Annotated in this window: 11 protein-coding genes; 8 read left to right on the top strand and 3 right to left on the bottom strand. The window is 54.3% G+C overall.

Going from position 1 to position 15,903, the window contains the following annotated elements:
- Positions 1–50: 50 nt before the first annotated feature.
- Together H924_RS01430 and H924_RS01435 are read left to right on the top strand one after the other, a co-directional pair.
- On the top strand, positions 51–1,262 hold the full coding sequence (locus H924_RS01430; protein ID WP_029703718.1) for an MFS transporter: 1,212 nt from the start codon (positions 51–53) through the stop codon (positions 1,260–1,262).
- A gap of 21 nt (positions 1,263–1,283) precedes the next feature.
- Positions 1,284–2,219 carry a GDP-mannose 4,6-dehydratase gene (locus H924_RS01435; RefSeq protein ID WP_015650185.1) on the top strand — a complete coding sequence of 312 codons (936 nt, stop codon included), beginning with the start codon at positions 1,284–1,286 and terminating at the stop codon, positions 2,217–2,219.
- A 130-nt stretch (positions 2,220–2,349) separates the two neighbouring features.
- On the opposite strand, the gene H924_RS01440 is transcribed toward H924_RS01435, so the two are convergent.
- Complete coding sequence (locus H924_RS01440; protein ID WP_015650186.1) at positions 2,350–2,715, bottom strand: DUF2304 domain-containing protein; 366 nt, start codon at positions 2,713–2,715, stop codon at positions 2,350–2,352.
- Positions 2,712–3,422, bottom strand: coding sequence for a glycosyltransferase family 2 protein (locus tag H924_RS01445; RefSeq protein WP_015650187.1), 711 nt, complete (start codon positions 3,420–3,422; stop codon positions 2,712–2,714). Before H924_RS01445 ends, H924_RS01440 begins: the two co-directional genes overlap by 4 nt.
- Before the next feature lie 79 nt (positions 3,423–3,501).
- Between H924_RS01445 and H924_RS01450 the strand changes: the two genes are divergently transcribed.
- From H924_RS01450 to H924_RS01465, 5 genes are all read left to right on the top strand, one after another.
- Positions 3,502–4,560, top strand: a complete 1,059-nt coding sequence (locus tag H924_RS01450; protein ID WP_015650188.1) for a ribonuclease HI — start codon at positions 3,502–3,504, stop codon at positions 4,558–4,560.
- A 59-nt stretch (positions 4,561–4,619) separates the two neighbouring features.
- Positions 4,620–5,654, top strand: coding sequence for a glycosyltransferase family 2 protein (locus H924_RS01455; protein ID WP_015650189.1), 1,035 nt, complete (start codon positions 4,620–4,622; stop codon positions 5,652–5,654).
- Between the two features lie 185 nt (positions 5,655–5,839).
- Positions 5,840–7,882 carry a bifunctional metallophosphatase/5'-nucleotidase gene (locus tag H924_RS01460; protein ID WP_015650190.1) on the top strand — a complete coding sequence of 681 codons (2,043 nt, stop codon included), beginning with the start codon at positions 5,840–5,842 and terminating at the stop codon, positions 7,880–7,882.
- Between the two features lie 617 nt (positions 7,883–8,499).
- The gene (locus H924_RS14050; RefSeq protein ID WP_155861912.1) at positions 8,500–8,673 is read left to right on the top strand and encodes a hypothetical protein; all 174 of its coding nucleotides are present in this window, start codon (positions 8,500–8,502) and stop codon (positions 8,671–8,673) included.
- Between the two features lie 318 nt (positions 8,674–8,991).
- Positions 8,992–9,708, top strand: coding sequence for a DsbA family protein (locus H924_RS01465; RefSeq protein ID WP_282705369.1), 717 nt, complete (start codon positions 8,992–8,994; stop codon positions 9,706–9,708).
- A gap of 843 nt (positions 9,709–10,551) precedes the next feature.
- On the opposite strand, the gene H924_RS01470 is transcribed toward H924_RS01465, so the two are convergent.
- On the bottom strand, positions 10,552–11,745 hold the full coding sequence (locus tag H924_RS01470; RefSeq protein WP_015650192.1) for an alcohol dehydrogenase catalytic domain-containing protein: 1,194 nt from the start codon (positions 11,743–11,745) through the stop codon (positions 10,552–10,554).
- 585 nt (positions 11,746–12,330) lie between these two features.
- Between H924_RS01470 and H924_RS01475 the strand changes: the two genes are divergently transcribed.
- Positions 12,331–15,012 carry an excinuclease ABC subunit UvrA gene (locus H924_RS01475; RefSeq protein WP_015650193.1) on the top strand — a complete coding sequence of 894 codons (2,682 nt, stop codon included), beginning with the start codon at positions 12,331–12,333 and terminating at the stop codon, positions 15,010–15,012.
- Positions 15,013–15,903: the final 891 nt, after the last annotated feature.

Raw genomic sequence — 15,903 nt, forward strand, 5'->3', positions numbered from 1 at the left:
TTAGGGCGGGCTGGTTATTTCTGCCTCGCCGAAGCTGTGATGCGCATAACATGTCGCACATGGCTGAGAATAAACGCGGGCAAAGGCAAGTCTGGTTGGCGGTAGCGCTATCTATCTTCACCGTGGCATGGGGTGGCAATGAGTTCACCCCGCTTTTGGTGTTTTATCGCCAAGAAGGCGTATTCAGCAATCTCTTTATCGATTTACTCCTGGTCTTCTACGCCATCGGCGTGGGAGTAGGACTGCTTGCTGCCGGACCACTTTCTGACCGTCTGGGCAGACGCACCATCATGTTGCCCGCACCGATTATCGCAGCTATTGGTTCCGCTCTGATTGCAGGTGGTGAAAACACCGCATTACTAATTGCAGCTGGCCGTGTGCTTTCTGGCATTGCAGTTGGCATGGTGATGACAGCCGGTGGTGCCTGGATTAAAGAGCTTGCCTCCCCACGTTTTGAACCCGGCATCAAAAAAGGCATCGGTGCCAAAAGGGCGTCGATGTCTTTGACCGCAGGCTTTGCCTTAGGTCCAGCTGTTGCCGGTTCCATGGCGCAATGGCTGCCACTACCTGGTCAAATGGCCTATATTTTGCACATTATTTTATCGCTCGTGCTTTTGCCTTTGCTGCTGACCGCGCCGGAAACTCGCCAAACTGCACATCACGGACTCAAGGGATCATTTTGGGCAGATGTTTTGGTGCCCTCGGCACTTAACCGGCGCTTTTTGCTGGTGGTTGCGCCTATTGCGCCTTGGGTCTTCGGCGCGGGCTTTACATCCTATGCCGTGATTCCAACTTTGATGCATGAGATGGTCTCTGCCCCGATTGCCTATTCTGCACTTCTAGCTCTGGTCACCTTAGGTTCGGGATTTACCATCCAACAATTTGGTCCGCAGATTATGGGAAACTCTAAAACCCGCGGCCCCATTTTGGCCATGATCGTGGCAGTGGTGGGAATGTCTGGAGCTTTCTTAATTTCCCTGCATCCGCACCCATGGTGGGCCTTGCTGGTGGGAGTGTTCTTAGGCCTTACTTACGGACTCTGCATGTTTATGGGTTTGGCCGAGACGCAAAATATTGCAACGCCCTCCGATATGGCGGGGTTGAGCGGAATTTTCTACTGCTTGGCTTATTCCGGCATGGTTTTCCCAGCTATTTTGACCAAACTTAATGCCTGGTTTAGTTATCCAGAAATGTTGGGATTTGGTGTTTTCATGGCGATTTTATGCTTGGGACTGGTGAGTATAACTGCGCGCAAGCTGTGAAATCAGGCTAAAGTTGCACACATGCGTACAGTAGTTACCGGCGGCGCCGGCTTTATTGGATCCCACCTTGTTGATCTTCTCATCTCTGAAGGACACGAGGTGGTTGTTATTGACAATCTTTCCAGGGGCCGTCTGGAAAACCTTGAGAGCGCTCAGGAAACCGGCAAGGTCACCTTTGTTAAGGCAGATCTGCTAGAGGTTGATTTTGATCTGTTCCTAGCCGAGCACCAGCCAGAGGTAGTTTTCCACCTGGCAGCGCAGATCGATGTGCGCCACTCCGTGGTTGATCCGCTACACGATGCCGAAACCAACATCCTCTCCACCATCCGCATTGCCGATGCATCTCGCAAGAACAATGTGCGCAAAGTAGTCTTCACCTCTTCAGGCGGCTCCATCTACGGCGAGCCAACCGAATTCCCGGTTTCCGAGACCGTACCTGTTGACCCGCACTCTCCTTATGCAGCCTCCAAGGTGTCCGGCGAAATCTACCTCAACACCTTCCGCCACCTCTATGGCCTGGACTGCTCCCACATCGCACCAGCAAATGTATATGGACCCCGCCAGGATCCACACGGAGAGGCTGGCGTAGTTGCCATCTTCTCCCAGCGTCTGCTTAACAATGAATCCACCAAGGTCTTTGGCGATGGTGGCAACACCCGCGATTATGTCTACGTCGGCGACGTAGTCCGCGCCTTCTACCTGGCCTCCGGTGAAATCGGTGGGGGAGAGCGCTTTAACATCGGCACCTCCGTGGAAACCTCCGACCGTCAGCTGCACTCTCTGGTTGCTGAAGCCGCCGGCTCCGCAGATGATCCGGAGTACGCACCAGCTCGCCTGGGCGATGTGCCTCGCAGTGCGCTGAGCTTTAATAAGGCCAAGGAAATCCTCGGCTGGGAGCCTCAGGTGGATATTAAGCAGGGTGTGGCCAATACCGTGGAGTACTTCCGCACTCACTAAACCCCACTAAATCCAAACCCTCGGATTCAGTACCTCGGATTCACGCAAAAAACCTCGGATTCAGCACTCCTTCCGAGGTACTGAATCCGAGGTTTTTGTGTGCAAGGGCAGGGCGAACCCCTTAAACCCCTTAAGCCTCTTCTTTTTCAGGAAGCACTGCGTTTTGCAAAGCCACAGCGCGGGCCAGCTTGGAATAGCGCAATTCCTGCTCGCGGAAGCGCACATAACTGGAAAGTGTGGTGAACATAAAGGCCACCACTAGACCATAAAGCATGAGGTCAGTGCCCCTGTCCACTCCAACCAAGTGCGCAACGGCAGTGAGATCATTGGGTCGAAGTACCGCCCACACGGCTGCAAAAATGAAGAGCACAAAGCCGATTTTTACCCAAGCTTTAGCGCGTGCTTTGCGGCGATTCTTCAAAAAGTACAAAGCCAAGGCCAAAGTGGCCAGCAGCAAAAGCACCTGAATAACAATTTGTGTTGCAGTTTGGGTCATGGGAGTCTCCTGGCAAGGAAGCCATCGGCAAGGATGTTAACTCCATTAAGCAGGGACTGGCCCTTGCTCATGGAATATTCGGTGTAGAGGATATCAACCGGCTCTTCGGAAATCCGCCAGCCTTTTTGCGCAATCTGATCAACAATCTCAGAGGCATGGGACATGCCATTCATGCGAATATTGAGCTCCTGCGCCACCTTCTGGTTAAACACACGCAATCCATTGTGGGCATCGGTCAAACCCAGTTTGCGGGTCTTTGGCGAAAGCAACACAACGGTGCGCAGCACAATGCGCTTAATCAGCGGAACCTGATCAGTCTCTTTGCGGGGACGGCCAAAACGGGTGCCCACAATAATATCGAGGGGTTCTTTGCGCAGCCGTTCCACCATGGTCACCACGTCTTTGACCTGATGTTGGCCATCGGCATCAAAGGTGACAAAGTATTTTGCCCCGGGTTGTGCGCGGGCATATTCAATACCGGTTTGAATCGCAGCACCCTGGCCCAAATTAACCGGGTGATTAACCAAATGTGCGCCTGCAGCATGGATCTCCGCGGCGGAATTATCCGGAGAACCATCATTAACGGCCACAATATTAGGGAAAGTCTGGAGAGCATTTTCGAGCACTTCCCTGATTACTGTGCCCTCGTTATAACAGGGAACGACCAACCAGGTGTCAGTGAAGTCGTTTTTATTTTTTGCATCCATGATAGAAACAGAGCCTAGTGCATAAAGATGAATATTCCCTTTAGATAGGGCCGACAAAGCTAATGATAACTTGTTCATCATGGAATCCATCGACCTAGAGCAGCTGGCGGGCACTCAATCGCGCACCTACCAATCGCGCAAGATCACCCCTGAGATGATCAATCGGCCGGTTCATGTTGCCATCGCGCTCTGGGAAGTCCCTTGGGAATCCGCGGCCTCGGGGAAAATTGATGGATGGGTCATCGCCGTTGACTCCGCGCATGGCAGATTTGTGCGCAATGGCCAAACCAAAAATGGCGACGTTGTGCTACGCGCTGTTGCCGCCCTTAAATCTGCGTTGCGTGGGGTTCAAGGCAAGGTATGGATTGTTACTGGCCGGCGTCAAACCGCCTTGCGCGCTGAACTTGTGCGCCAAAACTACCTGGTGACGGGCAGCTTTGCGGAAGAAAACCGCGCTGGCGTCAAAGCTTCAGCCCTGTCGCGCCGGGCTGAGCAGTCCGCTCACTATAAGGCCAAAAAAATCGGCGAAGCTGTCGAGCGCGCTCCACGCCCCAAAGAAAGACAAGAGGCTCACTGGTGGCCACGCTATTCCTTGAGTAACGGTGTGTTGCCTACCGGACCTTTACGCGTTGCGACGGATGCTTCTACCGATGGGGTCTTTCGCGGAGCAATGTGTTTTGTGGCAGCCAACGGCGATTATCTTTTAGAAACTGCTGATACCACTGCTTCCTCTGATGAATTGGAATTGGAGAGTATCACTCACGCGCTGGAATATCTGAAAAATATTGGTGCCGAAGCAGCTCGCATTGAAACTGATAGTAAGGCAGCTCTCGAGGCGATTGATTACATTCTTAATGCCAATCCGCGGCGCAGTAAAACTGGTCAACGCTGGCGTGGAATTTCTTCCGGTGCCCGTTCTCGTTTTAAGGATGCCTGGCTAGCACTGGAAGGTCAGTGCACCGTGGAACTTGCCCGGGTGTTGGGGCATGCTGGCGATCCACTTAATCAAGCAGCTGATCAGATTGCTTATATGGGTATGCGCGCGATCATTTTTGAGAAGAAGACCTCTCGCCACACTCTTACTGAGGGGATTAATCGCACGCTGCACAAGAGCATTGCTCGTGTGGAGGGGGAGTAGCAGGCTCCACAAGGTAAGCTGGTGACCACGTGCAAAACCAAAAGGAGCCTGGATTTTCGATGAGCAACCAACGCATCGGTGTAGTTATTGTCTCTTATGGACACGAACAAGATGTGGCGAATCTAGTTGATTCTTTTGCCTCGCAGTTAAAAGATGGCGACCGCGTGGTTGTGGTGGATAATCGCAAACCTTGGGTATTGGAATCCATGGTGGGTGAACGCCTTAAAGCTCATGGTGTGGAAATCATCAACCATGACAATGGCGGCTTTGCTGCCGGCTGCAATGTCGGCGCTGCAGCCATTGTCGATGATGTGGATCTACTCTTCTTCCTCAACCCCGATACCGTCATTGACGATCCTTCACTTTTTAATTCTTTGCGCCGCGTAGATGAGCAGTGGGCTGCCTTTATGCCTTATCTGCTGCTTCCCGATGGCACCGTCAACTCTGCGGGAAATGCCCTGCATATCTCAGGTCTTTCCTGGGTAACTGGCCTTGATGAAAAGCCAGAGGATGATAAGGATATCTCGGAAATTTCCATTGCTTCCGGTGCTTGCCTCGTAGTGCGAACACAGTGGTGGAAGCGCCTAGGTGGCATGGAAGAAATGTACTTTATGTATCACGAAGACACTGACTTCTCTGCGCGCTTGTTGCTGGCCGGTGGCAAGATTGGTTTGCTGCACTCCGCTTATGTCACCCATCACTATGACTATGCCAAGGGCGACTATAAATGGATTTATATTGAGCGAAACCGCCACGTATTACTGCTGAGTGTGTTACCACTGCCTCTACTTGCAGTTTTGGTACCGCAAATTCTGGGTGTAAACCTGGGGCTGTGGGCAATTGCTGCCAAGGAAGATCGTTTGGCGTTGAAGGTGAAATCCCTCAAACTGCTCATTCGTGATCTCCCAGCTATTTTTAAACTGCGCAGGCGGACCCAAAAGTTGGCACAGCTTAATGCGGCGCAGTATTTGGAAAAAATGGAATGGCGACTGGATAATCCGAACCTCGGGAGCATTGGTTCAAATAAGATCGTTAACGCAGTATATGGCACTTATTACAAACTGTGCTTAAAGGTTTTGCGTCGCAAAGCGTAAATCTTGGGGGCTTCGGCCTTGCCCCTGAAGGGGGGTAATACTTTAAGCTCAGGTGCGCTTAAGGTGAACACTTCTTAAATATCACCTAACCCCCATACAAAGCCCCTGCTCATCAAATTCTCAGTAGTATTCAATTCTCCTGTAAAGAAATTTCACGTTTCCATGTTCTTTCTCAGGAGAATTTAATGAAGAGGCTTTCTCGCGCAGCCCTTGCGATCGTTACCACCGCAGCAGTGAGCGCTAGCGCATTCGCCCCAGCTTCTGCTCAAGCAGCAACTGTTGAGCTCAACATCCTCGGTGTTACCGACTTCCATGGCCACATCGCTCAGGACCTTGAAAAAGGCGAGATGGGTGCAGCCGGACTTGCTTGTTATGTTGAATCCGAGCGCGCAGCAAACCCAAACACCAGCTTCATTACCGTCGGTGACAACATCGGTGGTTCTCCATTCGTCTCTTCCATTTTGAAGGACGCTCCTACTCTGGCCGCGCTGAGTGAAATCGGCGTAGATGCATCCGCACTGGGTAACCACGAGTTTGACCAGGGCTACGCAGACCTTGCCGGCCGTGTCTCCCTGGACGGCACCGGCTTGGCTCAGTTCCCATACCTCGGCACAAACGTTGAGGGTGGCATCCCTGCTCCTGCAGCTTCCGAGGTTGTTGAACTTGGCGGCGTGCGCGTTGCTTATGTTGGTTCCGTAACCGATGAAACCTCCACCCTGGTTTCCCCAGCTGGCATTCCTGGCATCACCTTCACCAATGACCTCAATGCAGTAAACGCTGAAGCTGACCGCATCATGGCTGCTGGCGAGGCAGATGTTGTTATCGCGCTGATGCACTCCCCAGCTCAGGCAACCGACGCATTCTCCACCAACGTTGACGTAGTTTTTGCCGGCCATACCCACGAACAGCGCGTTGAAACCGGCCCAGCCCGCGATGGCAAGCAGCCATTGGTTGTAATCCAGGGCATGGAATACGGCAAGTTTGTTTCTGACGTAGAGATCTCCTATGACTCCACTGCCAAGAAGATCACTGCAATCGAGGCAGTAAACGTTGATGCAGCTACCGCTTCTGGTGCTTGTGGAGTGTCAAATGCTCTAGTCACTTCGGTCGCTGGCATTGTTGATGCTGCCAAGATTGCTTCCGACGTTGAGGGCGCAAAGGTTGTTGCCACCATTGAGAATTCCTTCTTTCGTGGTGCTGACTCCGCAGGTGCAACCGGAACTAACCGCGGTGTTGAGTCCTCCCTGAACAACCTCATTGCCGAGGCTGGCCTGCAGGCAATCAACGCTCAGACCCCACTTAACGCTGACATCGGAGTTATGAACGCCGGTGGCGTGCGCGCTGACCTCGAGGCTGGCGACGTTACCTTCTCTGAGGCATTTGCCACCCAGAACTTCTCCAACACCTACGGCGTTGTAGATATCACTGGCGCTGATTTTATTGCGGCACTGGAGCAGCAGTGGAAGGATCCAGCAGCTGACCGTCCTCGTCTGGCACTGGGCCTGTCCAACAACGTGCAGTACTCCTACAACCCTAACGCTGCACAGGGCGAGCGCATCACCCACGTCACCATTAACGGTGAGCCAATCGATGAGACCAAGACCTACCGCATCGCAGGTTCCACATTCCTGCTCAGCGGCGGTGACGGCTTCACTGCTTTCACCAACGGCACCGACATTACCGATTCTGGCCTCGTTGACATCGACCTCTTCAACTCCTACCTCGCCGCCAACACCGGCGTAGATGTCCGCGCTAATCAGGCCTCCGTAGGCATTGAGCTCTCCGGAGCAGCGCTTGCCGACGATTCCAGGCTCATCCCAGGCGAAGAGCTCACCGTTGATCTCTCCGCACTGTCCTACACCGGCGGCGAAGCAACCCCAACCACCGTTACCGTGACCTTGGGTGCCGAGACTGTGACCGTACCTGTGGACAACACCATCGTTCCTAAGCTTGACACCACCGGTACTGCAACTGCCACCCTCACCGTTCCAGCAGGCGCAACCGAGCTGAAGATCGAAACCGACGCAGGCACCACCTTCACCTTGCCTGTTGTTGCGACCTCAAAGCCTGCAGATGGATCTTCCGTTGGATCTTCTGCCGGTTCCCTTGTTGCAATCCTTGGAGTTTTGGGCGCGCTTGGCGGACTTCTTGGAGTCTTCCTGCACTCCCCACAGGGCGCTCCATTCCTGACCCAGCTACACGCATTGATCAACCAGTCCAAGGCATAATTAGTCCCAGCTGAATTTGTTTCCTATTAGTCACCTGTTGAGGGGATAAGGAATCTTGCGAGTGCTAACTTTTCACGAGTATTGCGTGCTTAGATCGATCGTTCAAAGTTAGCTCTGTGAACTTCTTTAAGTACTTTGAAATCCTTAATCATGTGACGTTGGGTATTAATTGGCCTTGAAGTAGGTTTTGAAGGCCCTCTCTTGGTTTTCACGCTGGATTTAATTCTTCTTAAATTGAGATTTTCGATTCCAAAAGCGTGGGTACTGCGACGAAGTATCCTACATGCGCAGCCGGAACTGAAACGATCCTCACTGTTAGGAACGCTTAGTCAACGGAATAGTCCTCCCCAATCCGAGAACAAGCCCAGCAGCTTCATGACGCGGGCGGACATTCCTCTTTACAGCTCGTAACTAGAGGTCTTTGTGGCCAGACCGGGGAGGTCAGAGACGGTCACGAGTTTGAACCATGTCGCACTCGTCTCAATTTCTAAAGTGTGGTTTCGTTCCTACACGCGACGGCGCGTCCGTCAATATTCGACAGCGCAACCACCTGACGGGCTTAGAGCTTCGGGTCAAAGACCTATTAAGAAAAGACACGGACAGCTATTCACGTCAACGTGTGTGATGTATTCGCCCCGCTGCGACGTGCAGAGGGAATGGAGAGCCTCTTGATGGTCATCGTCCACGTCGCGTGGCTGCACGGAGCAGTCATCGATCAGTTCATCCCCATCGCTGATCCCCGCCACCTGCGTCGACTCATCAGACACTGCGCAATGAACGTCAAGGCCTGATCTCTGATCAGCATCTCGGACAGATCAATCTTCTTATTTGAGGAGTTCTGGGCACGGGAAGGGTGTATGCCATTGGGTTGAAGGTGTGCGCAATCGCCGAACTATGCCACGTCAACGTGGCCATAATTCACCTACCTCGACGCGCCAGAGAGGAATATACGCCTGGCTATATGTCTGTCACCCATGCTATGGCTTTGGCAGGGAGTGATCCGTCTCGGCCGTCCATACGGTGGCGACAATGACTCAACTAAGTGCTGATATTTCAAGACTCACACCATCGGATGCCTACACCCTTTAGAGTGGGGTAGCTCTTTCAGCATCGGTTTCACCATGTCCTTGCTGATTATCGGCATTGCTTTCGATTCCTCCTCCGATCTGGGACGTCAGGCGCCTGTGGGTGTTCTGGTGGCGATGGCTCTTGCCATCATTATGGGGTGGACCATCTTCAAGGTTGCGGCTCGTCGGTGGGGAGAAGAGACTGCCGATCTGCCGATGATACTTGACTCTGCGGTCGATCCTGAGGTGGATCATATTCGCGGCTCTGAAGACGCCAAGCTCACTCTGGTGGAGTTCGTAGACTTTGAATGCTCGTACTGCGCGCATGCTACCGGTTCATGGGAGGATCTCCACAAGCGTTTCGGGGACGATTTACGCTACGTCGTTAGGCATCTTCCTCATCATCCTCACGGCCCGCTCGCTGCACGGGGCGCAGAAGTGGCCGCGAAGCAAGACATGTTTTGGCCGTGGCTTGACTTCGTATTCACTAGACAGCACGCCCTCGAACGCGAGGATCTCATCGGTTACGCGGCTGAGCTTGGTCTCGACGTCGAGGCGTTCGTTAAAGACCTGGACAGCGCTGAAGTTGCCGCGAGGGTCGAACGAGACGTTGCAAGCGCAGCGGCAAGTGGCGCCCATGCGACCCCGACGTTCTTCGTTGATGGTTACCGACTGAAGGGAAGCTATGATGCACGCACATTGGCCGCGGCGTTGGAATCTAGTCGTCGTGGAGCACGCACCAAGGAGAGTCAGGCCTGATGTTGACCATTGGGCTTAAAACCAGCTAGGGCAAGGGCTTCCGATTGGGTTCCCTGCCTAGTTTTTTCAGCTGCTGACGACGATGTAGCACGGGTGAGTTCGTTTTTGTCGAGTTTATGATATTGGTTGATCTCACATGGTTTTCGACTGCCGATGGTCTTGGAGCGTGCCGGGACTGGAAAACGGTGCGAGCCCTCAGGCACCTGTCGCATACCTTTCTAAGGGTGGACGGAACGAGCAAACGCCAGTTTCTCGCTGCGTATGAGGGAGTAGGTTCGCTCTGGAGGAATCGCTATCCTCGCTCTGAGGTGAGGTTTGTGGAGAAATCAACGAGTGATCACTCACACCATCAAACCGAAATGCTTCGCTCAACGAAAGTTGCTTCCGTCCACGACGGCTCAAGCGAACGCGTCGTTGGGAGAAAGAATACTTCCTGCTCCTAGTCCCCCGTAGGTGTACACGGGTGATCGGAGTGTGCTGTCCTAAATGATGAGCAGGTACGGTAAACAAGTTCTTCGTGTCTGAGCTGACCGTCGAGCAGGTTGCGGAGATCTGAAACAGAAGATGGAAATGATCTTTAGCCTCGTCAGTTTACCCTTCCCAATCCGCCGCCGGGTCTATCCCGGCCAAGACCTACGCTTCTATCTCATTGCTCCATGTGTTATTCAGAGCTGAGCGAGGTATGGGGTTAGAGATGGTTGCTCTGGTTGTCGCATGAGCATCCCCGGTTGGCTAATCTATGCGAGTGCGTTCGTGCACATTAATTGGGTATAGCAGAGGTGGGGGAGCCACACCGTACGAACCTGGGTTGAGAACAGATCCGTACAGCGAGCCGTCCCAGAATTAGGAGGGGATCATGCCGTGGGGATCGATGATGAACTTCTCCGAGACACCTTTATCAAAGGTGTCATAGGCCTCGGGTGCTTCGTCGAGGCTGATGACTTTGGTGTTGAGCATGCTGCTCAGATAAGGCATCCGGTCCCACAAGATCGACATCATTAGGTCACGGTTGTAGTGCATGATTGGAGCCTGGCCTGCAGATATCCTAGGGGACTTGATCCACGCTTTGCCGAAGTCTAGAGGGAAAGTGCCCTCCTGTTCGGCTTTGGAGGTAGCCAATGGATCGGGGCCGTAGACGCCGACGATGCCGGTGGCGCCACCTGCACGGGTAGCGTCAATGACCTGATTGATGGCGTAGGCGGGGTTCATGTCCTTGGACTCACGGCCAATGCCGTGTGCTTCAGAGCCAACGTAGTCGACGGCACAGTCCACCATGGGTTCGCCGAGGATAGCCTCGATCTGGTCGGTCAGCGGCACATCTTCATTGAGGTTGATAGTCTCGCATCCGTTGTTTTTCATCAGGTCTAGGCGGTCTTGGTGGTAGTCGCCGACGATGATGCAGGAAGCGCCTAGTAGCCGGGCTGCTGCGGCTCCGCACCGGCCGACGGGTCCGGCTCCGGCGATGTAGACGGTTGAGCCGGGCTTGGCGCCAGCCTCCATGAGGCCGTGGAACGCGGTGGGCAGGATGTCAGAGAGTAGGGCGAGGTCACGGATCTTCTCCATGGCCTGGTCCTTGTCTGGGAAGCGGAGCAGCTGGAAGTCTGCGTAGGGGACGAACATGTATTCCGCCTGTCCGCCTTGCCAATTTCCTAGGTTGAACCCGTAGGCACCGCAGGCCGTGTCGGGGTTTACGTTCTCACACACGTCGGTTCGACGGGCGCGACAGTTGCGACAGCGACCGCAGGCGACGTTGAAGGGGACCGAGACTAGGTCGCCCTCGGAGAGGAACTCGACGTCGGACCCGACCTCGATAACTTCCCCGGTCATTTCGTGCCCCATCACCATACCCTGTGGGACGGGGAAGGAACCGCGGTAGATGTGCAGGTCAGACCCGCAGATGTTAGTGGCGATGATCTTGAGAATGACTCCGTGAGGGGCTCTCTTACCGTTTGGCATTTCTAGCTTCGGGAAGTCGAGAGACTCGACGCGCATAGTCCCGACGTCCTCGAAGATGACAGCGCGATTGCTACTTGTCATGATGATCTCCTTTAGCGGTGGTTGGATTGAGCGCGACGGTACCACAAACATCTGGGAACCCGTGCTCCACGACCCGACCTATTTCGGAGCCTAAACCAGAAAAATTTGGAGCAAGGGAAATTTTTTTGAAGTAGTGAAGTAGTGGGGCGCTAGGTGATTTCTCAGTTGGTGGGGCGCTGTGTGCCAGGTCGAGACCGGTGTTCTCTTTTGGGGTGGTGTCGGTGCTGAGTTGTGAATCGGGACCATAGACTAGCCGGTCGATTCGAAACCGAGAAAGCTACGGGGCATAGTTTCTTTGTCGTGCTGGTTCGGCACGACATGAACATCCTGTAAATATTTTCTAAGAAGAAGTCTTGGGTGGTCCGTACTTAAAATATATGTTGACTGCCTTACGTTGGCATGCTATATATTGCGTGTCTGTCATACATCACCTTAATGGGTTTCATCCTGCATAGTTGCGTGTTTCACCGCACTAACAAGGCCTGTGGCATACAGGCGAACCGTGGAAAATTTGTACCCGAGGACTAGTTCTCCCGCTAACAAACTTGGGCAACCGCGTTGCGAATAATTGCTAATATCGCGAGCATGGTTAATCCACCTCTCCCCGAGTCAACGCAGCCCTTGCCCGTTCAGCCAGACGTTCGTGTTTTAGGTGCTCGCGAACACAACCTTCAGGACATCGATCTCGCGGTGCCCCGCGATGCGCTGGTGGTTTTCACCGGGGTTTCTGGGTCGGGGAAGTCCTCTCTGGCTTTCGGAACGCTGTTTGCGGAATCGCAGCGCCGTTACCTAGAGTCTGTCGCTCCCTATGCTCGTCGTTTGATTGACCAGGTCGGCGTTCCAGACGTCGATTCGATTACGGGCATGCCTCCGGCCGTTGCTCTTCAGCAGCAACGTGGAGGCCGTAGCGCTCGCTCGTCGGTGGGTAGTATCACCACGATCTCATCACTAGTGCGCATGCTCTATTCCCGGGCTGGCAACTACCCCGATGATCAGCCGATGCTCTATGCCGAAGACTTCTCTACTAACACCGTGCAGGGAGCATGTCCGGACTGCCACGGCATTGGCCGGGTGTATGAGGTCACCGAGGACAAGATGGTGCCCGACCCCTCGCTGACGATCCGCGAGCGGGCTATAGCCTCGTGGCCAAAGGCTTGGCACGGTCATCAGCTACGCGATGTGCTCGTTTCCCTTGGCTACGATGTGGACGTCCCCTGGAAGGACCTGCCGAGGGAAGAGCGTGAATGGATCCTTTACACAGAGGAGACACCGCATGTCCCGGTCCACTCGCGGCTAACTCTTGCCGAGGCCCGGGCTGCTATCGCGGCGGGTGTTGAACCGAGTTACTCGGGTACCTTCGTCGGTGCTCGCAAGTATGTGCTCGACACATTCGCGAATACCAAGAGCGAGTCGATGAAGCGGCGCGTGGCGCAGTTCCTTACGGTCACTCCCTGCCCTGCTTGCCATGGTAAACGACTGAAGCCAGAGGCACTGTCGGTAACGTTTGAAGACCGTGATATCGCAGACCTCTCCAGCCTGCCGCTGGCACAACTCTCGGTGCTGATTGAAAAGGCAGTCGAGCAGGCCACCGCCGATCTCGACGTGATCGAGACGGCAGATCACGCAACAGATGTAACAGCCCTGAGCGATGCCGCGCAGCAGAGCGTCGACGCCGGGGAAACACCCCGCGCGGGTGCCTCTAACCTGCGCAGGGAAGCGAACCATTCGGCAGGGAAGCTGGCGGCGACAACCCGCCTGGGCACAGAACTCGTCAGTAGACTGCGGCCCATTATTGACCTGGGACTGGGCTACCTATCCTTGGATCGCACCACTCCCACACTCTCTGGCGGGGAATTGCAGCGACTGCGTCTCGCTACCCAACTGACCTCTGACCTCTTCGGAGTGGTATACGTTCTCGATGAGCCTTCGGCAGGATTACATCCACAGGATATTAGCGCGTTGCTCGGCATTCTTGACGGACTCAAACGACGAGGCAACAGCCTATTTGTCGTCGAGCATTCAGTAGACGTGATGCGCCATGCTGACTGGCTGGTAGACATCGGACCTGGAGCGGGCGAGCGTGGCGGACGTGTTCTCTATAGCGGGCCTACTGACGGGCTAGCGCAAGTGGAGGAATCCGTCACCCGAGGATACTTATTCGGAGGCAGTGGCTTGGTTCATCGGGCTCCCCGAGAGCCGCAGGGATGGCTATATCTAGAGCACGTCACTCGTAACAATTTGCACGATGTGTCGATCTCCGTTCCACTCGGGGTGTTCACCGCAGTCACTGGAGTTTCTGGATCAGGCAAGTCAAGCTTGGTCAGTCAGGCGTTGCCTGAGTTGCTTGGCGAGCGACTAGGAAGAACTGCTCAGACACAGGATGCTGCCGCCCCTGAAGATGATGAGCTTTTGCTGTCAGGCGAACCCGAAGAGGTCAAGGGAACGATCCGCGGAGACTTCTCTGGGTTGCGTCGTGTCGTAAGTATTGACCAAAGGCCTATTGGTCGCACTCCGCGTTCAAACGTGGCCACCTACACCGGGATGTTCGACCACGTGAGACGGAGGTTCGCCGAGACGCCGGAGGCTCGCGCGCGAGGTTACAAACCGGGTCGTTTCTCCTTCAACGTCGCCGGCGGTCGTTGTCCTACCTGCAATGGAGAAGGATCAGTGATGGTAGAACTGTTATTCCTACCGTCGGTGTACACCGAATGTCCTGACTGCCATGGCACCCGTTACCAGTCCAGCACTTTGGAGATTATCTGGCGTGGCTGCAACATCGCGCAGATTCTCGCCATGAGCGTTGAGGAAGCCTATGATTTCTTCCACGGGGAGTTTGACATCATGCGCTCGCTCACGGCGCTAATCGACGTCGGCCTCGGGTACCTGCGACTCGGGCAGCCGGCTACCGAGCTGTCCGGAGGTGAGGCACAGCGTGTCAAACTCGCCTCTGAGCTTCAGCGATCCCAGCGCGGAGACACTCTCTATGTACTTGATGAACCGACGTCCGGGTTGCACTGTGCAGATTCCGATCGGCTTGTGGCACATCTACAGACTCTTGTGGAAGCAGGAAATACGGTCGTCGCGGTTGAGCTCGACATGCGCGTTGTCGTCGCAGCCGACTACGTGATCGACCTCGGCCCGGGCGCAGGTGAGGATGGAGGTACGGTGGTGGCCTCAGGAACACCCGAGGAAGTTGCTTCGTGCGGAGTCGGTGCGTCGGCACCGTATCTCAAAACGGCATTGCATGAGGCCGTCTCCCGGGGGTGAGTATTGGTGGGTATCGAGAAGGGCGATGGTCTTGGTTAGCTGGAATATCAAATGAGCAGTTTGCTTTGGCTAATCCAGAATCCAGGTCGCGTGCTTGTGGTGCCCGAATAGCGGGAGCCCTGCGTGGTTTGAGTAGGTAGGCGGGCGTCGACGGTTCCTGAAGTATGTCGCTGGGACGTTCTTGCTGGGTATCCAGTCATGGAGGCTTTGAGCAACCTGTCGATAGCAATCCGTTTTTATCACAGTAAGCAGGAATTCCGAGATCGCGGCGATTTTTAGAAAGCATAGTGACCTGCTATTGGGTGTAGTCGCAGAGATATACATCAGGGTTGCAAGAAGATAGATGATGTGCTGGAGAGTGGGGTTGTCTCAACTCCACTCGATGCGAACCGGTAGGGGAAGTGTTACTCGTCCGGGTTAAGGACGCTTCGGTTGTGAAAACCCGAAGATTTACCGGAGTTCTCGTGTGGATAATCGCCACCCACGTGTTCGGCTCGGGTCGGTGTGCGGACGAATGACGTACTGAGTTCGATGCTAGGTGTATCTTTGGCTGCGAGAACCGCCGTGCGGTCATTGGAGCCCAGGCCATCGTGGACTGTGAGCGCATGGGCTATCTGGCCAAGATACCTAGGGTATCCCTGAAGCGCCTGATGTAGATAGTGCAGTTCAGTGTTGGTATCAGTTGGTAGGCGTTTTATAATTCCAGGTCCCGCACGGGGCGGGTCAGTTGGCAAAAGAAAGCTAGGTTCCCTTCGATTGCTATATGCACTAGTTGTCTCAAGGTATATACTTCCTGAAAGGGCTGGACGTGAACTTCGGCCAGACCCCGGTATATAAAAACAAACTGTCAACTGAGGGATCTCATCGTTGGACACAACACAAAGCCGTATT

Source organism: Corynebacterium callunae DSM 20147 (genome assembly GCF_000344785.1).
GTDB classification, from domain to species: Bacteria; Actinomycetota; Actinomycetes; order Mycobacteriales; family Mycobacteriaceae; genus Corynebacterium; species Corynebacterium callunae.

Bases quoted from the DNA above. Each gene is read 5' to 3' on its own strand.
- H924_RS01430 (WP_029703718.1), top strand. From the start codon at position 51: ATGTCGCACATGGCTGAGAATAAACGCGGGCAAAGGCAAGTCTGGTTG.
- H924_RS01435 (WP_015650185.1), top strand. From the start codon at position 1,284: ATGCGTACAGTAGTTACCGGCGGCGCCGGCTTTATTGGATCCCACCTT.
- H924_RS01440 (WP_015650186.1), bottom strand. From the start codon at position 2,715: ATGACCCAAACTGCAACACAAATTGTTATTCAGGTGCTTTTGCTGCTG.
- H924_RS01445 (WP_015650187.1), bottom strand. From the start codon at position 3,422: ATGGATGCAAAAAATAAAAACGACTTCACTGACACCTGGTTGGTCGTT.
- H924_RS01450 (WP_015650188.1), top strand. From the start codon at position 3,502: ATGGAATCCATCGACCTAGAGCAGCTGGCGGGCACTCAATCGCGCACC.
- H924_RS01455 (WP_015650189.1), top strand. From the start codon at position 4,620: ATGAGCAACCAACGCATCGGTGTAGTTATTGTCTCTTATGGACACGAA.
- H924_RS01460 (WP_015650190.1), top strand. From the start codon at position 5,840: ATGAAGAGGCTTTCTCGCGCAGCCCTTGCGATCGTTACCACCGCAGCA.
- H924_RS01470 (WP_015650192.1), bottom strand. From the start codon at position 11,745: ATGACAAGTAGCAATCGCGCTGTCATCTTCGAGGACGTCGGGACTATG.
- H924_RS01475 (WP_015650193.1), top strand. From the start codon at position 12,331: ATGGTTAATCCACCTCTCCCCGAGTCAACGCAGCCCTTGCCCGTTCAG.